The 18,140-nt window shown below is 68.3% G+C and carries 16 protein-coding genes and 1 tRNA gene; 11 read left to right on the top strand and 6 right to left on the bottom strand.

The features are described from left to right. Positions 1-2: 2 nt before the first annotated feature. Complete coding sequence (def, locus tag WBL06_RS14580) at positions 3-569, bottom strand: peptide deformylase (RefSeq protein ID WP_424457261.1); 567 nt, start codon at positions 567-569, stop codon at positions 3-5. 40 nt (positions 570-609) lie between these two features. Here def and WBL06_RS14575 point away from each other — a divergent pair, with 40 nt between their 5' ends. The 5 genes from WBL06_RS14575 (at position 610) to WBL06_RS14555 (ending at position 4,444) form a co-directional block, all read left to right on the top strand. Then, on the top strand, positions 610-1,545 hold the full coding sequence (locus WBL06_RS14575) for a DMT family transporter (protein WP_424457259.1): 936 nt from the start codon (positions 610-612) through the stop codon (positions 1,543-1,545). A gap of 53 nt (positions 1,546-1,598) precedes the next feature. Then, positions 1,599-2,816, top strand: a complete 1,218-nt coding sequence (locus WBL06_RS14570) for a glycosyltransferase (RefSeq protein ID WP_424457295.1) — start codon at positions 1,599-1,601, stop codon at positions 2,814-2,816. After that, positions 2,794-2,870: transfer RNA gene (locus tag WBL06_RS14565), tRNA-Ile, on the top strand. Before WBL06_RS14570 ends, WBL06_RS14565 begins: the two co-directional genes overlap by 23 nt. Before the next feature lie 516 nt (positions 2,871-3,386). Further along, positions 3,387-3,791 carry a four-helix bundle copper-binding protein gene (locus WBL06_RS14560; RefSeq protein ID WP_424457257.1) on the top strand — a complete coding sequence of 135 codons (405 nt, stop codon included), beginning with the start codon at positions 3,387-3,389 and terminating at the stop codon, positions 3,789-3,791. Between the two features lie 125 nt (positions 3,792-3,916). Continuing rightward, positions 3,917-4,444 (top strand): DUF305 domain-containing protein, encoded by a 528-nt coding sequence (locus WBL06_RS14555; RefSeq protein ID WP_424457256.1) that lies wholly within the window; start codon positions 3,917-3,919, stop codon positions 4,442-4,444. A 72-nt stretch (positions 4,445-4,516) separates the two neighbouring features. Here WBL06_RS14555 and WBL06_RS14550 read toward each other — a convergent pair whose 3' ends face one another. Further along, a complete protein-coding gene (locus WBL06_RS14550) occupies positions 4,517-5,698 on the bottom strand; it encodes an LCP family protein (protein WP_424457254.1) in 1,182 nt (393 codons plus the stop codon). 136 nt (positions 5,699-5,834) lie between these two features. On the opposite strand from WBL06_RS14550, the gene WBL06_RS14545 reads away from it, so the two are divergent. Beyond that, positions 5,835-7,097, top strand: coding sequence for a DUF222 domain-containing protein (locus WBL06_RS14545; protein ID WP_424457252.1), 1,263 nt, complete (start codon positions 5,835-5,837; stop codon positions 7,095-7,097). A gap of 10 nt (positions 7,098-7,107) precedes the next feature. Here the strand turns inward: WBL06_RS14545 and WBL06_RS14540 are convergent, their stop codons facing one another. Then, complete coding sequence (locus tag WBL06_RS14540; protein ID WP_424457250.1) at positions 7,108-7,548, bottom strand: hypothetical protein; 441 nt, start codon at positions 7,546-7,548, stop codon at positions 7,108-7,110. 69 nt (positions 7,549-7,617) lie between these two features. Next, positions 7,618-7,899, bottom strand: a complete 282-nt coding sequence (locus WBL06_RS14535; protein WP_424457248.1) for a Fe-S cluster assembly protein HesB — start codon at positions 7,897-7,899, stop codon at positions 7,618-7,620. Between the two features lie 125 nt (positions 7,900-8,024). Between WBL06_RS14535 and WBL06_RS14530 the strand changes: the two genes are divergently transcribed. Continuing rightward, on the top strand, positions 8,025-9,548 hold the full coding sequence (locus tag WBL06_RS14530; RefSeq protein ID WP_424457247.1) for an FAD-dependent monooxygenase: 1,524 nt from the start codon (positions 8,025-8,027) through the stop codon (positions 9,546-9,548). Here WBL06_RS14530 and WBL06_RS14525 read toward each other — a convergent pair. Beyond that, a complete protein-coding gene (locus WBL06_RS14525; RefSeq protein ID WP_424457245.1) occupies positions 9,540-13,202 on the bottom strand; it encodes an SCO7613 C-terminal domain-containing membrane protein in 3,663 nt (1,220 codons plus the stop codon). The two genes, WBL06_RS14530 and WBL06_RS14525, sit on opposite strands and share 9 nt — an antisense overlap. A 111-nt stretch (positions 13,203-13,313) precedes the next feature. Here WBL06_RS14525 and WBL06_RS14520 point away from each other — a divergent pair, with 111 nt between their 5' ends. The 4 genes from WBL06_RS14520 (at position 13,314) to WBL06_RS14505 (ending at position 16,796) form a co-directional block, all read left to right on the top strand. Beyond that, positions 13,314-14,168, top strand: a complete 855-nt coding sequence (locus tag WBL06_RS14520; protein ID WP_424457243.1) for a DUF1684 domain-containing protein — start codon at positions 13,314-13,316, stop codon at positions 14,166-14,168. A 185-nt stretch (positions 14,169-14,353) separates the two neighbouring features. Continuing rightward, positions 14,354-15,988 (top strand): bifunctional 3'-5' exonuclease/DNA polymerase, encoded by a 1,635-nt coding sequence (locus WBL06_RS14515; protein ID WP_424457241.1) that lies wholly within the window; start codon positions 14,354-14,356, stop codon positions 15,986-15,988. A gap of 150 nt (positions 15,989-16,138) precedes the next feature. Then, entirely contained in the window at positions 16,139-16,651 is a 513-nt protein-coding gene (locus WBL06_RS14510) for a DUF3145 domain-containing protein (protein ID WP_424457240.1), read from the top strand. Between the two features lie 4 nt (positions 16,652-16,655). Next, positions 16,656-16,796, top strand: coding sequence for a hypothetical protein (locus WBL06_RS14505; protein WP_424457238.1), 141 nt, complete (start codon positions 16,656-16,658; stop codon positions 16,794-16,796). Between the two features lie 94 nt (positions 16,797-16,890). Here WBL06_RS14505 and WBL06_RS14500 read toward each other — a convergent pair whose 3' ends face one another. Then, complete coding sequence (locus tag WBL06_RS14500; protein ID WP_424457237.1) at positions 16,891-18,132, bottom strand: beta-ketoacyl-[acyl-carrier-protein] synthase family protein; 1,242 nt, start codon at positions 18,130-18,132, stop codon at positions 16,891-16,893. Positions 18,133-18,140 lie beyond the last annotated feature (8 nt).

Here is an 18,140-nt window from a genome sequence, read left to right as displayed (position 1 = left end):
GCTCACCCTTCCGGATGGTCGACACCCGGCATCCACGACTGCCCGGGCGTTCCCCAGCTCTTCTTGCGGATCGCCTTGGCGACGCCTTTGTCGTGCGGATGCGCCAGCCGGTCGGCGTAGAGCACGCCGTCGAGGTGGTCGTACTCGTGTTGGAAGATGCGGGCGAGCCACCCGGCCGCACGCACCTCGAAGGGTTTGCCGTCGAGGTCGGTCGCGGCGAGGAGGGCCTCGGGGGAGCGGCGCAGCGGGAATCGCTCACCGGGAATCGAGAGGCAGCCCTCCGACTCCTCATCCTCGTCGAGTTCACCGAGCGGCAGCGGTGCCATCAGCAGTTCGGGGTTGATCGCCGTGCCCTGGTGGCGTACGCCCTCGTCATCGACCCACGACCAGACGAAGACTCGCAGCGCGACCCCCACCTGCGGTGCCGCGAGGCCGACCCCCGGCGCCGCCGCCATCGTCTCCTCCATGTCGCGAACGAGTTCGCGGATCGAATCGTCGATGGACGGTACGGGGGACGCGGGTGAATGCAGCGCGGGATCGCCCGTGATGCGAATGGGTCGAACGGCCATTCGGCCAGGATATCCAGCCGAGGACCGCTAGATTTCTGGGGTGATTGAGATCGGCGACGTTGATGCCCAGAGCATCATCGGCAACATCCCCGTCGTCGGCATCCTCATCGCTCTGGTCGGTGCGGTCTTCCTGTCGCTCGGGGCGTTGTTCCAGCACCGCGGGGTTGAGGTTGTCGAAGAACGCCACGGGTCGGGCAACAAAGCCGGATTGAGTGTCCGGCAGCTGATGCGCCTTCTGGCCCGGCCGTCGTGGGTCATCGGCACGGTGCTGTTGGGGCTGGCGATCCTGTTTCAGTTGGCGAGTCTCACGTTCGCGCCGCTCATCGTCGTGCAGCCGATCGGCGCCGTCGCTCTCGTGATCACGACGATCGTCAACGCCCGGGTCACCAAGACCAAACTCGCCGGTCCGGTGTTGCGCGCCGTCGCCCTGTGCGTCGGCGGCATCGCCCTCTTCGTCACGGTCGCGACGTTCGTCGCCGAAGAGCAGGTCATCGGCGAAACCCAACTCGTGATCGTGTTGAGCATCCTCGGCGGGGTCATCCTGCTGCTCGCTCTCACCTTCGGGTTCGCCCGAAAGAAGATCGGGGCCCTCTTCTACATCGTCGCCGCCGGGGTGCTCTACGGCTTCGTCGCCACCCTCGCCAAGGTCGTCATCAACCGCGTCGGAAACCTGATGGCCGGAATCGTCGGCGGCGAGTTCGAATGGCTTACCATCGCCTGCGTCGTGGCGCTGGTCATCGCTGCGGCGCTCGGCGCGTACTTCGTGCAGACCGCGTACTCGCTCGGCTCGCCCGACCTGGTGATCGCGGGGCTGACCGTCGTCGATCCGCTTCTCGCCGTGGCGATCGGCATCGCGGTGCTCGGTGAGGCCGCGGGCGCACCGCTTTGGGTGATCCCCGTGTGGGCGCTCGCGGCATCCGTCGCCGTCTACGGCGTGTACCAACTCGCGAAGCACCATCCGCAGACGCATCGCTAGCGGCAATGCGTCGATAGCCGCAGCCCTGCGGTAGCCTCGTGCGAGTGCGGATAATGCTCGGCGGGGACACCTTCGCCCCCGATATCAACGGCTCCGCCTCCTTCGCCAAACGGCTCGCGGTCGAGTTGCAGAAGCGCGGCCACGAGGTGCACATGGTGGCGCCGTCGCCTGACGGGCCGGGGCGGTCGGGACTCGAAACCCACGACGGCGTCGAGTTCATGGTGCATCGCCTCACCAGCTGGCGCTGGCTGCCGCATCCCTGGGTACGATTCGCGCTGCCGTGGCGCATCAAAGCGAACGGCCGTCGCCTCATCGCCCAGTACCGGCCGGATGTCGTGCACTTTCAGTCGCACATCATCATCGGCACCGGTCTCGCCCACGCCGCGAAGGCGGCCGGCATCCGTCTCATCGGCACCAACCACACGATGGCCGAGAACATCGCCCAGCACGTCACCATCCTGCCCGGGCCGGCGTTGCGCTGGCTGATCACGTCGCAGTGGAAGGCGGCAGCGGATGTCTACGCTCTCGCCGATGTCGTCACGACGCCGACGAAGCGATCGAGCGAGTACTTCGAGAAGATGACCGGGCTGCGTGACGTGCACTCGATCTCGAACGGCATCGACACGTCCAACTACGTGCCCAGCTTCGAGCCGCGCAGCGAAAACCGCGTCGTCTTCGTGGGCCGCCTCGACGAAGAGAAGAGCATCCACGAGTTGCTGCAGGCGTTCGCGCTGCTCGACCCCTCGCTCGACGCGAAGCTCGACATCGTCGGGCACGGCGAAGACCTGCACCGCCTGGAACGTCTCGCCCGCGACCTGAAGATCACCGACCGCATGATCTTCCACGGCAAGATCCCCGACGAGCAACTGCGCGACATCCTGACTCACGGCGCCGTCTTCGCGATGCCGTCCCGTGCCGAACTGCAGTGCATCGCCGCGATGGAGGCGATGGCATCCGCGCTGCCCGTCGTCGCCGCGAACGCGATGGCGCTGCCCCACCTCGTGCACCCGGGCGAGAACGGCTACCTCTACGAGCCCGGTGACATCGCCGAATTCGCGGCTCACATCACCTCGGTGCTCACCGCGTCGCCCGACGAGTACACGTCGATGAAGAAGGCGTCGCAGCGCATCGTCGCGAAACACGACCTGCAAGCCACCGTCGACACCTTCGAGGCGCTGTACCGTGGTGAGGCGGTGACCGACCCGGTCACCGAGTCGGATCCGGTCGCGAAGCGGTCGAAGCCGGCGCGGGGCGGTAGCTCAGCTGGTTAGAGCAGCGGACTCATAATCCGTCGGTCACGGGTTCAAGTCCCGTCCGCCCTACCAATGATTCCGCGCGATTCTGGGTGTCAGTCTGGAAGGTCCAGAAGAGCGAACACTCCACGAAGCATTCTGAACGCGCGTCAGGTCGCACTTCGTTGGTCTGAGGTAGCGACTCGGCGCATGGTTCGCGTTTGCCTCGGGCCAATCGTTCGGGTGTGCGGCGCGGGGCGTGTCGAGTGTGGCGTCGCGGTCGCGGTCGATTCCTTGAGCGGGCCGGCGAGTTACGCGATGTCCCACGTGTACTCCTGGCGGCAAAGGCGGCGACAACCGCCGACGCCCGCAGGACATGCGCCGCGACGGCATCCGCGGCAGGGACACCTGGCCCAACAGAGGCGACTCCGGCCGAGCCGCGGCCCCTCGGGTCGGGCTGCTGCGCTGACGACGTCCCGTCCAAAGCCCGTCCAGCTGTCCGCGGCTTAGCTGTGGTGACGACAGCCTGTCAACCCCTGGGGTTCCCGTCTCGCGCTTCCTACCGTGGCTTTCAAGAGTCAAGAGAACGCGACCGAGAAGGAGAACGCGATGAGCGTCGTCGAAGAGATGTTGAAGACCTACCCCAAAGATCTCGGCGGGATCGACCAGGCGAAGCTGGCTGCATGCATCGCGGCGTGTCTCGAATGCGCCCAGGCTTGTACGGCGTGCGCAGACGCATGTCTGAGCGAAGACATGGTGGCGGAACTCACCAAGTGCATCCGCACGAACCTTGACTGCTCAGATCTGTGCACGACGACGGCGACGGTTCTCTCACGCCACACGGGCTACGACGCGAATCTCACCCGCGCGACTCTCGAAGCCTGTCGTACGGCATGCGCCGCTTGCGCGGACGAATGCGAGCGGCACGCCGGTATGCATGAGCACTGCCGGGTCTGCGCCGAATCCTGCCGGCGTTGCGAGCAGGCCTGCGCCGAACTTCTCGGGAGCCTGTAAACGCGCCGTGCCCGCTCGAGCGCCGGTAGAAGAAAGGAAAATGTCGGATGGCGATGAGACCGGATACCAGGGAAGACGATCGGAAGCCCGCGGAGGGCCACGATCAGTCCCATAGCCCGAAGAAGATGTACCTTCGCTTCGCGGCGATGATCCTGACGGCGATGTTCGTCATGTACTGGGTGATGTTCGTCGGTTCATGGGAATGGGGCCATGTGCGGTTCAGTCAGAGCCGCGTGTTCATGGCGATCACGATGGGCGGCACCATGGGCGTCGTCATGCTGGCATGGATGCTCACCATGTACAAGAACGTCAAGGCGAACATCGCGGTCATCGTGGGGAGCCTCTTGCTCATCGGAGGGGGAATCGTCCTGGATCGCAGTCAGGCCACGGTGGGCGACACCGCATTCATGCGCGCCATGATCCCTCACCACTCCCTCGCCATCACCAGATCCGAGCGCGCCCAAATCGAGGACGTCCGCGTGTGCGAACTGGCCGTTGAAATCAGCGAGGCGCAGCGACGGGAGATCTTCGAAATGAACTGGCTTATCGAGGACATCGAACGCAACGGGGTTGCCGAAACATCCGAGGAAGCCGGGGCGCGGCCCGTTCCCGACTACGAGGAGGCCGCCGAACGCGAGTGCTCTGCCGACTGATTTCAGGCGTCTGCATGGCCCGGGAGGATGGCTCGACACCGCCGACTGCGCACCGCGGAGCTGAGGTCACGCTCAGTAGTTGTTCCCGATCGTGCAGGTCTGCTCCGACGCCGGCTGCCCGTTGATCGATGGCGGCAGTTCCACGACCGCCGTCTCGTCGGGTGTCTCCGATGGTGACGCCGACCCACTGGGCGCCGGCGTCGGAGTCTCCGCGACATCCTCACCCGCTTGTGCACCACCTCCGGGGTCGCCGGTGACGACGATCTGCGCGTCGGCCGCGATGGCGTCCATCAGGATCTTCGCCTCGGCCTTCCGCGGGGCGACGCCGTCGACGCCGCCCATTGTCGTCGCGCCGGTGGGGTAGCTCACGAACGCGATGTTGGCGAGCGGGATGTCTTTCAACGCGAACGCCATGGCGGCCATCGAGTCCAGTGAGCTGAGCGAAGTACTGAGCTGCATGTTGCTCGCCACCGCCTTCGCCATCGCGTACACCGTCAGCGGGTTGCTGAGGGTGTCGCCCGACTTGACCTTGCGGATGAGCGACGACAGAAAGAGCTGCTGGTTGCTGACGCGGGTCGTGTCGGAGCCGTCGCCGACGCCGTAACGGCTGCGCAGGAACTGCAGGGCGTCCCAGCCTTCGAGCGTGTGCATTCCGGCTTCCAGATCGAAGCTCAGCTGGCTGTCACGGATCGCCTCGGCGACACAAACCTCGACTCCGCCGACAGCGTTCGAGAGGGCGATGACGCCGTCGAATTCGACTTTGGCGGCGTACCCGATCTCGAGCCCGGTGAGACCTTCGACGGTTGTCACTGCGCAGGCGAGCCCGCCGTAGTAGAGCGCCTCGTTGATCTTGCGGGTTCCCGGGTTGCCGTTCTCGCATCCGCTGATCGGCACGAACATGTCGCGCTGGAAGCTCACGGCGATCGCGCTGTTGCTGACGGGGGAGAGGTGCAACAGGATCGTGACGTCGTTGAGGTTCTCGCCGCGCTCGCCGTAGGCGGGGTTGCCTTCGCCGCTGTCGCTGCCGACGATGAGGATGTTGACGGGCTCGTCGATCGGTCCGACTTGAGGGGGCGCCTCGCCACCTTGGATGTCGACACCCGGCTGGAAACTCGACGACAGTTGCCACGCGGCGATCGCGGCGACCGACACGGTGCTGACGAGCAGGACGGCGAGGGCGGTTGCGACGGCGACGAGCACCGTACGGATCGGTCCGGGAGTCGCGAGGCTGCCATGGCGGGGGGTGTCGGGCACCGCACGACCATAGGCAGACGCGCCTGGAGCCACGCTGGGAGACACGTGATAACGAATCGGTAACGGTTGGGTCGGATCGCGGCTGTCGGGGGCGTTTCCGGCGGCCAATGTCGGTGGTCCTCGATTGCCTGAAGCCATGAGCAGCTACCCGCCGGATGTCGAGGATTTCGACGTCTTCGACGTGTCTGAGCGGCCGTGGGATGAGTCGCTTCCCGACGCGCGGATCCACTTCGATCTGGGTCGTGCGGAGTTCGCTGGATCGCAGTTGGCGCGGGCGGCGGCGGAGCAGATGGGGGCGATCGCTCGGGTTTTGGATGAGGCTCGCCGGCATCCGGAGATCTACGTCGCGCTCGATGATGAGCCGACGAAGCGGCAGCTGGGCATCGCGATGGATGCCGCGATCGCCGATATTGCGATGCGGCTGTCGATGGCGGAGGGCACTGTCGTCGCCCAGGCCCACCAGGCTGACCTGCTGCGGCAGCGGGCGCCGCAGGTGTGGGGCGCTTTCCGGGAGGGCGAGATCTCGGCAGCGAACGCCCGCTGTGTCGCGGCGACCCTCGACTCTCTCCCCGAGAACGCCGCCACCGACACCGCTCTTGACGCGAAAGCGATCGAGTGGGCGGTGCTGCCGCCGGCCCGGTTCAAGGGCCGCATGCACACCCTGCGGGAGCGGCTGCACCCGATCTCTCTCACCGAGCGGCATCAGGAGGCGGCGAAGGGTCGTCGAATGTGGCGCGAGAACGACCGGGATGGGATGGCGTGGCTGGGCGTGCAGGTCACCGCCCCGGATGCCGAGATGGCGTGGCAACGCGCCGACAGCATGGCCCGGCACCTGGCCGAACAACCCGGCGAGACGCGCACCCTGGATCAGCTGCGGGCGGATGTCGTCGCCGACATCCTCACCGGACGCCTCGACCCCGCCACGGCACCGCACGCAACCGTCGGGGTACTGATTCCGATGATGACCCTCCTCAGTCTCTCCGAGGAGCCGGCGACCCTGGACGGGTACGGGCCGATCGATGCCGACACCGCCCGGAAGCTGACCAAGCACGCACCGTCGTTTCACCGCATCCTCACCCACCCGGTCTCATCGACGATCCTCGACGTCGACCGCACCAGCTATCGGCCGCCCGCTGATCTGAAACGGTGGCTCGCGCTACGCGATGGCACCTGCCGGTTCTTCGGCTGCGGCCGCTCCGCCCGCTACTGCGACGTCGACCATACGAAGGGGTGGGCGCAAGGCGGCCCCACCTCAGCAACCAACCTGGCTCACCTTTCCGAGCGACATCACACCGTGAAGACCGAATCGCTCTGGAAAGTGGAACAAGGCCCCGGCGGCATCCTCACCTGGACCAGCCCCACCGGAGCCATCCGCACCACCGACCCGCCACCCTTTTAGTGCAGCTCGTCTAGACCCGGTGCAGCGGGTGATGCTTGACCGGAATCAGAACGCCCAGCGCCAGCATCACGAGTCCGACTTCAGCGAGCCCGAGAGCGAAGTAGAACGCCTGAAGAAAGCTGAACGGGATGAATACCATCTGCACGAAGATCCAGATGAGGGCGTCAAAGGCGGCGACCGCGCCCGCGAGAATCCAACGGTCGTGTCGGCGAAACACGAGCACGAACGTCGCGAGATGCACACCCCCGAGCACCACCGCCAGGATGATGCCCGGAACCAGGTAGGAGTCGAACGGCGAACCCTCAAGGTACGCCGCCGCGGGGCTCAGCACCGTCGCGAGCGAGGCGTCGAGCGACCCGACGATCAGGGCGGCCCCGCCGGCAAACGCGGTCAGCGCGACAACCAGCGTCGTGACGAGAAGGCCGAGGCGGGCAAAACGTTGTTCCGTCATGCGCTCAGATTGGCCCCTCCGCGCGGCGGAAGGCAGGGCCGAAGGTCCCCGCTCCCGCCGCGCGCCCGGTCAGCTCGGCTGAACGGCGATGAGGAACTGCACCGCGCCGTCGTCATCCACGCGGGCGTCGAGCACCTTGTCGTCCAGAACGGCGGCGACCGGCGCATCCATGAACACCCGAGCACCCGCCTGTTCGGTGACGACCTCCGTTTCCGTCGGGGCGTCGGCCACAGTCACGGCGAACTGGTCGTCGGGAGCTTCGACGATGCGTAAACCCCCGGTGTCGGTCGTCACGGCGCGCGAAACGATGTCGCTGACGACGAGTCCGGCGTTTTCGGTGATGGTGAGCACGTGTGGTGTCCTTCCGTTGCTTGCACAGGAGTCAGCCACGATTCCGAGAATCGTGAAGAGATGCCAGGGCACCCCGCCGACTCGGAGGGTTTTCACACCTCGCACTGCGGTGGGATGCTGGCGGCGTGGCGACCCCTTCCGCATTCACCGACGTGCTCGTCGTCGGGGCTGGTCCGAGCGGTCTGATGGCTGCGTTGTGCCTCGCCCGCCTCGGCGTCGACGTGACGGTCGTCGACGGCAAGGGCGAACCCACCCGAGAGTCCCGGGCGCTGGCCATCCAGGCCCGCTCCATGGAGATCTTCGACCAGATCGGTCTCGTCGACCGGGTGTTGGCAGAGTGCGGCCGCGCCCCGCAGATCGTGCCCGGCTACCGCGCCCGCGCCTTCCGGCCGGTGAGTTTCGCCGGGTTCGGCAGAACACTGACGCCGTATCCCGGCATCCACATGCTCGAACAGAGCACTACCGAGCGCATCCTGCACGAGGCCTACCGCGACAGCGACACCGGCCGTGACGTGCTCTGGCGTCACGAACTGCGTGACCTGCATATCGACGGGGGCGACGAGGAGGCCGACCACCCCGTCGAGGCGGTTCTCACGACGCCTGCCGCGACGGTCACGATTCGGGCTCGCTGGTGCATCGGTGCCGATGGTGCGTCCTCGACGGTGCGCGACCGGCTCGGCATCGACTTCGAAGGTTCCACCAACCCGTTGCGCTTCTACGTGGCCGACGCCCTGGGCGTCACAGGCCTCGTCGAGAAGAGCGTGAATATGCGAGTCAGCCGAGACGACTTCGTGCTGGGGTTCCCCATGGGCGCCGCCGGGCACCACCGCATCCTCGGCACCGTCGACGAGCACGAAGCCGAGCACGGGCTCGAGGCCGGCGTGCGAGCCCGGCTCGAGGCGCAGTTCGCGATCCGGTACAACGAATCCACATGGTTCTCGAACTACCGGGTGCACCACCGCGTCGCGGAGCGGTTCCGACGCGGGCCGGTCTTCCTGGTCGGCGATGCCGCCCACGTGCACTCGCCGGTCGGGGCGCAGGGTATGAACACCGGTCTGCAGGACGCCCACAACCTCGCCTGCAAACTCATGGATGTCATTGCCGGGCGCCGCGCCGCCGCGACTCTGGAGCGCTATGAAGCCGAGCGCCGCCCGGTTGCCCGGCGCCTGGTGCGCAGCACGGATACGATCTTCGCGCGCATCACCTCCCGTACCCGCGCGGCCCGGTTCGCCCGTGATCGCGTCATCCCGTTTCTCGGCCCGCTCGCGGTGCGCCTCGTGCCCGGCCTGGTGGACACCGAGCGCCTGTACGGCTATCTGGCGCAGCTGCGCATCCACTACTGGATGTCGCCCGAGGCGCGAACACGGCGTCGCGACCGCGTTGTCGGGCGGAGGCTCGCCTGGAGCGGCGACAACTACGAGGCCCTGCGCGCGCTGTCATGGCAGGTGCATGGCTATGGCGTCGCGGCCGGAACGGTCATCGCGACCGCGTCAGCACTCGGATTCGACGCCCACGCATTCGGGCCCGACCGTCATCGTCGGCTCGACACGAGGCTGCTCTACCTGGTGCGTCCCGACGGCTTCGTGGCCGCAGCCGCGACCCCGCGCGAGGCGCTTGAGCGGTTCCGCAGTTTCGTCGGCTCAGCGTAGGTCGCGCATCCGAGCGCTGTTCTCTTTGTCACCGCGCGATCGTCGCTCGAACCAGATCGCGACGGTGATCAGGATGAATCCTGCAGCCCCCGCCGCGACGTAGAAGATCACGGGGTCGATGTCGCGCCCGGCGACGAGCACCACCAGGATCACCAAGATCTCGACCCCGAAGGTGACGAGGCTGAGCACGAACGGCGCCGCATAGCGCAGCAGCGCCCCCAGCAACAGCGCGGCCAGGGCGAGCCCCAGCACGAGGATGGCGCGCCAGGTCGCCGGGTTGGTCCCCGTCGCGAGCACCGACGGCAGCACGGTGACGACGATGCCGGGCGCGAGAACGACCCACGACCGCGTGAACCCGACCGGCCACGACGTGAGGGTGCCGCGTTGATCCGGCGAGCCGCGGCGCAGCACGAGCACGCCGGCGCCGACGAGGGCGAGCCCGAGGGGCAACGCGAACCACTCGACGTTGAGGTCGCGCACGCTCCACCCGGCGACGGCGACGCACCAGGCGGCGAGGAACACCACCCAGGTGGGCGGCAGGATCGTCGGCTGCGACCCGGCCGCGGCGGCCAGCCCGCGCAACACCGTGACGAGCAGGAACGCGAGCAACACGAGGGTGAGCGACCACAGCATCCACATCGGAGCCACGCCCGGCGCAACCGCCGCGATCGGTCCGACGACGAAGAACACGAGCGCCGGCACGAGCAGCCAGCGGTGCGTCGGGCGAAGCGCGCGACCCGCCTCGGCAGCCAACAGGGCGGCCACGACGCTGAACACCAGCACCGGCCAGACGACGAGGTCGGGATGACCGAGACCGAGGTCGTCGGCTTCGACGCCGTACCGCACGGCCTGGATGGCTCCGGCTGACGCAGCGCCCATCGCGGCGACGAGCACGGGTACGCGCAACACCGCGAGGCGCCAACCGTCGCCGCCGCGGCCGAGCACCGCGCCGATGACGACGAGCACGGTGGACGCCGCCAACAGGGCGAGCGTTCGCCAGGGGAGCGCGGCATCCGCACCCGATCCGCTCACCGCGAGCACGACGAGCGACGTGGCGATGCCGATCGCCAGGCCCGGCGCGACAAGCGACGCCCCGCTACGCCCTCGCATGGTGAGCACAACGCCGATGATGACCGCGGCGATCGCGGGCGGGTAGACGTACGGCTCGACATCGCGGATGCCGACGAGGCCCCAGACGCACCACAGCGCCGCGGTCCAGGATGCGGCCGCCAGCCACCAGCCGTAGCGGCGCTTCGCGAAGACGCTCGCGCCGGCGGCGCCGATGCCGATGATGAGGAACACGAGCAGCGAGGTGCTGAGGTCGGGAGTTTCGAGCACGAGCGACAGCAGCGCCGCGATGCCGCCCGTGACGAAGGCCGAGATCTCGATCCACGCGCGCACTGATGCGGCGTCTTCTGCCGACACCTCGCCACGGCGCAGCGACCCGGCGATGAGCGGTGTCGTCGGCAGCACGAGGGCGACGATCGTGGCGATCACCGGCAGGGTGACGGGGGCACCACCCCCGCCGCTCCACGCCGGCACGATGCCGGTTTCGATGATGCGGGGGATGACGTTGACCACGACGACCGCGAGAGACGGCAGCAGGAGTGCCGCGGCGCCGCTGCGCACCACCCGGGTCAGGCCGGGGCGGCGGGTGAGCGTCAGCGTGAGCGCGAGCGCGAAGATGGCGGCGTTCGCCAGCGCGGTCTCCCAGGTGCGTTCGGCGATGACGGTGGCCACTCCGATCACGAACGGCACGGCCGTGACCGCGAGCACCGCATACCAGAGGGGCGCGCGAACCCGCCGCACCAGGGTGATCACGAGCGCGAAGACCGAGGCGACCGTTGCGGTGTACGAGATCACCGGGATCGCGTCGAGCCCGAGCAGGTCGAGGCCGCGGGCGACCAGCACGAGCGCGTAGCCGTAGCCGACGACGACGTAGAGCGCGCGCAGCACCGGAGTGACCGTCGACGCCAGCACTACCAGCGTCGCGACGATCGCGGCGCCGAGCGGCACCGTGAGAGCATCGTCGGTCCACGACAGGAGCCCGAGGAAGACCAGGATGACGTGCGCCGCCACCAGGAACGGCGCGCGCAGCGAGAGGGCGGCGTCGCGGGCACGCGGAACGAACAGCACAACCAGGCCAATCCCTGCGCTGACGACGACGCCGACGAGGGCCTGGCCCGACGCGGCGAGCCCCGACCACGCGGGGGCCGTCGTGAGGGTCGCCGCGGCGAGCCAGGCGCTGAGCACGAGCCACGGCTGCCACGAGCGACCGTCGCGACGCACCGCAAACGCGAGCCCGAGTACGCCGAGGGCGGCGGCGGCCAGGCCGAGGATCGCAGCCAGGCTCGGGGTGGACGAAAAGATCGACCCGTCGCGGATCCGGCTCGCGAGCGGCGAGAAGAGCTGCACGATTGCGACGAGTGCTGCCGGCAGGGCAGCGAGCATCGCCACGACGAGGGCGCCGCCCCGCACCGGCTGGTGGCCCACCAGCGTCGGCCAAGGCACGAGAGCCATGGCGGCCAGCCCGATGGCCGCGGCGGCGGGTGCGAGGGCGAGCCACCCGGGCATGTCGTCGATCGACAGGTCGAGGGCGAACGGCAGCACCGCGACGGCGAGCGTTCCCAGACCGCCGAGCACGGCGCTCCATGCCGCAGGGGCGAGTGTGCGAGTCGACATTCCGCTGAGCGCCGCGACTGCTGCGATCGTCAGCGCCGACCCGACTACCCATTCGGCGCGTTCCACCTCGAAGCCGACGGCAGGAAGGCCCAGCAGCGCGACCACACCGAAGAGGGCCGCGGCGAGCGTCACGGTGACCCGGTCAGCCCGCAACGGGCTCTCGAAGCGCGGGGCGAACCGTCGCGCGATCTCGAAGCCGAGCAGCGCGACAGCGACCGAACCGAGGTGCCCGACGGTCGCCGACCAGGGACCGTCGACGGCGTACCCGAAGAACGCCGGCACGAAGATCAGTCCGACGAGCGCCAGCCACAGCCATACCCGCAGGCGCACGAGCACCCCGATCAACAGGGTGAGCAGTGACGCGATGAGGGTGGAGACGGCAGCGAACGTCCAGGCGCTGATCCCGTCGGGGACGAGCTCTGAGATGGCCCAGATGTCGAGGGCGACGAACACCATCGCGAGTGCCCCGACGGCTTCGGCCGAGAAGGTCAGCTTCACCCGAGCTAGCAGCCAGGCGAAGCCGAGGAACACGATCGTGACGGCGGCGATCACGAACCGCCGCACCGAGATGTCGACGTCGACGTTGAAGAAGCGGAACACGACGATCGCCACGGCGACGAGCACCGCGCCGGCGATCGCGAGCACCGACTGCAGACTCACCTGCGAACTGGATGCCGCGGCGGGCATCGACGCGGCGGGTGCTGCCGCGACAGTGGTCGGCGGTGCGTCCGCGGGCTGTCCGACGGGAGGCGGCGCGAACGCGGCCTTGGTCGTCAGGCGCCCGATGATCTCTTGCCGTCGAGTCAACAGCTCGGCCGCTTCCGCGGAGACCGCGCGCAACTCGTCGGCGACCTCGCCGACCAGGATCGCCCCGCAGTGCGGGCAGTGATCCGGCCCGACAGGGCCGCGCTCGCACCGGGGACACGAGGTCGACCCGCGAAGGTATTTGGCCGCTGCATCGCTCCACGCCATGCCCGAAGTCTAGGGATACTCGCGTGTGCCGCGGCCCTCATCCTGTCGTTCTGGGGAATTCGTCCGTGTCGCCCCAGGTTGACGTCAGTGACCTGAGTGAGGATGGATGGCATGACGCTGAGCCCGACGGAACTGTCGACCAAGTCTCCCGAGGAGCAGCTCGCGTACTTTCATGAGCGTCGCGAACTCGCCGTGACCCAGCCGCAGGGCAGTCTCGCCCTCACCAACACCCAACTCGTCGACTCCGAGCAGACGATCTGGGGTGTTCCGGGTCGATGGGCGCCGCTGCCTCCGGGGGAGTCGGGGCTCAAGGTGCACGCGACCGCAACGGACGGCATCCGGGTCGATGGCGAAGTCGTCGACGGCGAAGCCATCGTGCGCGGCAAAGACGACCCGAACCCGAGCGACGTCGTGTTCAGCGACACCGTGCGCGGCGCGGTGATCACGCAGTCGGGTGGTGGATATGCGCTCCGGGTGTGGGACGCCAACTCCGAGGGCATCCAGAACTTCGGCGGGATCGACACCTTCCCGTATGACCCGGCGTGGATCGTGACCGCCGCGTGGGAAGAGAATCCCGTGGGCACGACCATGGGCTTCCAGCACCTCAAAGACGACGAAGACGCGAAGCACTCGCCACGCGAGGAAGTGATCCCCGGCAGCATCCGCTTCACCCGCGACGGCGTCGACTACGACCTCGTCGCCTTCAAAGCCGGTCGGGCGCTGCAGATCGTCTTCGCCGACGCCACGAGCGGCGAGAGCACCTACAGCGTCGGGCGGTTCCTGTTCGTCGCGCCCAACCCCGACGGCACGATCACGCTCGACTTCAACCGTGCCATCCTGCCGCCGTGCGCGTTCTCGTACGCGTTCAACTGCCCGCTGCCGCCCAAGCAGAACCGCTTCGGCATCCCGATCGAGGCCGGCGAGAAGAACGTGCTGGCGAAAGACGGGTCACTGCTTCACGGCTAGCCTCAGCCCGTCGCCGGATCGCAGTGTGTCCAGCTCGTGACGAGGATCGGCAGCCACGACGGGCCCGAAGTCGGCGGGATCGCGGAGGGCGCTCGAGTAGTCGACCGGGGTGACGTCGACCGACGCGAGGTAGGCGCGGCGGCTACGGCCCCGTCGTCTTCCGTCGCGCCGTGCAGACTGGGGGCGTGTTCATCGCGCTCCAGTCGACCTCGCGGGGAGTGGTGGCGACCGAGCTGAGCGACGACGGGGTGCCTGGCGAGGGCGCGGTCGTTGCCGAAGCCGCGCTGCCCGCCTGGGTCACGGAGCGGGAACCAGAGCGGCCGCGGTGGGTGTGGAACGACACCTCCCGGTGGTATCCGCCGCTGCTCGCCGCCGGCGTGCGGGTTGAGCGGTGTGTCGACCTGCGGTTGTGCCACACGATCCTGCGCAACTCGGCTGCGGCGGCATCCTCGGCGCTCACGACCGCTGCTCGGGATGCCTGGGACGCACCGCCGCGCGCTCGAGCCGTTGCGGCATCCGATGCCTTGTTCGACCTCGATGCGCCCGAAGACGACGACGATCCGGTCGTCGAGTGGCAGCGGCAGCGGGAGACGACAGCCGGCGCAGGCGACGAGGGGCGGCTCGCGCTGCTGCTCGCCGCCGAGAGCGTCGGGGCGCTCGTCGCCGCCGAGATGCGCTTCGCCGGGCTGCCGTGGAGTGTCGAGGAGCACGACCGGGTGCTCACCGAGATGCTCGGGCCACGCATCCCGAACGCCCGGCCGGCGCGGCTGGAGGCCCTCGTCTACCGGTTACGCGAGTTGCTGGATGCGCCCGGGCTCAATCCCGACTCGCAGCAAGACCTGCTCAAGGCGTTGCAGAACGCCGGATTCCGGGTCGAGTCGACGAGCAAGTGGGAGATCCGTGAGATCGACCACCCCGCGGTGGAGCCGCTGCTGGAGTACAAGTCGCTGTCGCGGCTGCTCTCGGCCAACGGGTGGCACTGGCTCGAGGAGTGGGTGCGTGACGGCAGATTCCGCCCGGTGTACGTGCCCGGCGGGGTCGTGACGGGGCGGTGGGCCTCGGACGGCGGGGGAGCGCTGCAGTTGCCCAAGCAGGTGCGTTCGGCCGTCGTGCCCGACCCGGGCTGGAGATTCGTCGTCGCCGACGCCTCGCAACTCGAACCGCGGGTACTCGCCGCGATGTCGGGCGACCGCGCGATGGCCCGCGCCGGGCAGGCGAGCGACATGTATCAGGGCATGGTCGATACGGGCGCGGTCGAGACCCGAGAACAGGCCAAGTACGGGATGCTCGGCGCGATCTACGGCGGCACGACCGGTGAGAGCGGGCGGATGCGGCCCCGCATCGAGAAGGCGTTCCCCGCGGCGATGGCGTTCGTCGAAGCGGCCGCCCGGGCGGGGGAGCACGGAGATGTGGTGTCGACGTGGCTAGGGCGGTCGTCGCCTCCGGGGGTCGAGCTCGGGTACGACGAGACCGCGACGGAGGCGCAGAAGCGCCGCACCCAGCAGCGCGCCGCCGCGTGGGGGCGCTTCACCCGCAACTTCGTCGTGCAGGGCACCGCCGCAGAGTGGGCGTTGTGCTGGATGGGGTCGCTGCGGCGGCGGTTGTGGTCGATGGGGGCCGGGTCGCTCGTCGAGAAGCCGCATCTGGTGTTCTTCCTGCACGACGAGCTCATCGTGCACACACCTGAGGCGATGGCCGAGGATGTCGTGGTCGCGATGCGGGAATCGGCTGCCGAAGCCGGACGGCTGCTGTTCGGGGGAGTGCCCGTCGAGTTCGCCGTGTCGGTTTCCGTGGTGGATCGCTACAGTGACGCCAAATAGGGCGACGCCAAATAGGGCGACGCCAAATAGGGCGCGCCGAATGACATCCTTGTGATTTCGGGCTTCTCTCGGGCATAATCGCCCTTGAGCTACATATCTCAACATTCACAGGTCGATGGGGAAGTCGCATCCTGACGAATGGAGAGAGAAGTGGCTGCTGTGCAATCGAAGATCGCACGCGGAGTGGTCTACATCCACTCCGCGCCCAGCGCGTTGCGCCCCCACGTCGAGTGGGCGGCGGGCCGCGCCCTCGGTCGTGCCGTCAACTTCGACTGGCGCGACCAGCCCGTTCTGAAGGGCGCGTTCCGCACCGAGTACTTCTGGGAAGGCGACCGGGGCACCGGGGCCGCTCTGGCATCCGCCCTGCGCGGCTGGGAGCACCTGCGCTACGAAGTCACCGAGGATGCCGGGCTCGGCACCGACGGCGGTCGCTGGATGCACACCCCAGACCTGGGCATCTTCTACGCGCAGACCGACACCGTCGGCAACATGGTCGTGCCCGAAGATCGCATCCGCTCGGCGATGGAAGAAGCCGGGTCGGATGCCTTCGAGCTGCACCGCGAACTGCGGCTCGTGCTCGGGCAGGCCTGGGACGACGAACTCGAGTCGTTCCGCCTCGCCTCCGAAGAGTCGCCCGTCATCTGGCTGCACAAGGTCGGGTGAACAGGTGACCATCCACATCCTTCACGACGAGGTCGCCGCGATCCTGACGGCCGACGCCATTCTCGACACCTCAGCCCTCGCCCCGCTCGGCGCCGACGGCGAAGGGGAGTGCGCCATCCACGACGGCTGCATCCCCATCCGCTGACCCCTTCCAGACCCCCCAATGGGCTATTTGCCCGAGAACGCCCCAACCCGCCCCCCGCAAAGGGCGTTCTCGGGCAAATAGCCGTCAAACCGGGCTACGCGTCGTAGGAGCGGATGGCGACGACAGCGTTGTGACCGCCGAAGCCGAACGAGTTGGTGATCGCAAGCTGCGGGGCATCGCCGAGGGCGTGCGGTGCCGTGGGCACGAACAGCGGGATGTCGGGGTCCTGGTTGTCGAGGTTGATCGTCGGCGGGGCCGTGCGGCTCTGCACCGCGAGCACCGTGATCATCGCTTCGAGCGCGCCCGTGCCGCCGAGGAGGTGCCCGTGGGCGCCCTTCGTCGCCGAGACCGGAATCTCGCGCACGCGGTCGCCGAACACGGCGAGCAGTGCCTTGTATTCAGCGATGTCGCCGACCGGGGTGCTGGTGGCGTGCGCGTTGATGTGGGTGACGTCATCCACGGTCGCGCCCGCCTGGGCGAGCGCCGCGTAGACCGCACGCGCGGCGCCACGGCCCTCCGGGTCGGGAGCGGTGATGTGATACGAGTCGCTCGTCACGCCGCCGCCGGCGATCTCGGCGTAGATCTTCGCGCCGCGAGCCTGGGCGTGCTCGAGCGTCTCGAGCACGAGGGTCGCCGCGCCCTCGCCCATGACGAAGCCGTCGCGGTCGCGGTCGTACGGGCGTGAGGCCTTCGTCGGCTCGTCATTGCGCCGCGAAAGCGCCTGCATCGACGAGAACGAGGCGAGGGTGATGGGGTGCACGCACGACTCGGTGCCGCCGGCCAGGATGATGTCGGCGTAGCCCTGCTGCAGGTGGTCGTAGGCGTTCGCGATCGCCTCGGTGCTCGACGCGCACGCCGAGACATCGGTGCGGGCGAAGGCGCGGGCGTCGAGATCCATCGAGACGGCAGCGGATGCCGCATTCGGCATGAGCATCGGCACCGTCATCGGCAGAACGCGACGCGAGCCCTTCTCGCGCAGGGTGTCCCAGGCGTCGAGCAGCGTCCAGAGTCCGCCGATGCCCGTCGAGTACTCGACGCCGATGCGGGTCTTGTCGATGTCGGGTGCGCCGGCATCCGCCCAGGCTTCACGAGCCGAGATGAGGGCGAACTGCGAGCTCGGGTCGAGACGCTTGGTCTCGACGCGCTCGAGCACCTCCGAGGGGCGCACCTTCGCCTCCATGGCGAAAGTGACCGGCAGGTCGTACATGCTCGCCCACTCGTAATCGAGTGAGTTCGCACCCGACTCGCCCGCGAGAAGGGCGGTCCAGGTGTCCTGGGCGGTGCCACCGAGGGGCGTGGATGCGCCGATGCCGGTGACGACGATTCGCTTGGTCATGTGAATGT

Origin of the sequence: Pseudolysinimonas sp., assembly GCF_049651805.1 — a bacterium.
Classification (GTDB): Bacteria; Actinomycetota; Actinomycetes; order Actinomycetales; family Microbacteriaceae; genus Pseudolysinimonas_A.
This window is presented reverse-complemented; position numbering and strand designations above follow the sequence as displayed.

What these genes read in the sequence shown, in the direction of transcription:
- def (WP_424457261.1), bottom strand. Translation starts at nt 569, where the DNA reads ATGGCCGTTCGACCCATTCGCATCACGGGCGATCCCGCGCTGCATTCA.
- WBL06_RS14570 (WP_424457295.1), top strand. Translation starts at nt 1,599, where the DNA reads ATGCTCGGCGGGGACACCTTCGCCCCCGATATCAACGGCTCCGCCTCC.
- WBL06_RS14560 (WP_424457257.1), top strand. Translation starts at nt 3,387, where the DNA reads ATGAGCGTCGTCGAAGAGATGTTGAAGACCTACCCCAAAGATCTCGGC.
- WBL06_RS14555 (WP_424457256.1), top strand. Translation starts at nt 3,917, where the DNA reads ATGTACCTTCGCTTCGCGGCGATGATCCTGACGGCGATGTTCGTCATG.
- WBL06_RS14545 (WP_424457252.1), top strand. Translation starts at nt 5,835, where the DNA reads ATGAGCAGCTACCCGCCGGATGTCGAGGATTTCGACGTCTTCGACGTG.
- WBL06_RS14540 (WP_424457250.1), bottom strand. Translation starts at nt 7,548, where the DNA reads ATGACGGAACAACGTTTTGCCCGCCTCGGCCTTCTCGTCACGACGCTG.
- WBL06_RS14525 (WP_424457245.1), bottom strand. Translation starts at nt 13,202, where the DNA reads ATGGCGTGGAGCGATGCAGCGGCCAAATACCTTCGCGGGTCGACCTCG.
- WBL06_RS14520 (WP_424457243.1), top strand. Translation starts at nt 13,314, where the DNA reads ATGACGCTGAGCCCGACGGAACTGTCGACCAAGTCTCCCGAGGAGCAG.
- WBL06_RS14500 (WP_424457237.1), bottom strand. Translation starts at nt 18,132, where the DNA reads ATGACCAAGCGAATCGTCGTCACCGGCATCGGCGCATCCACGCCCCTC.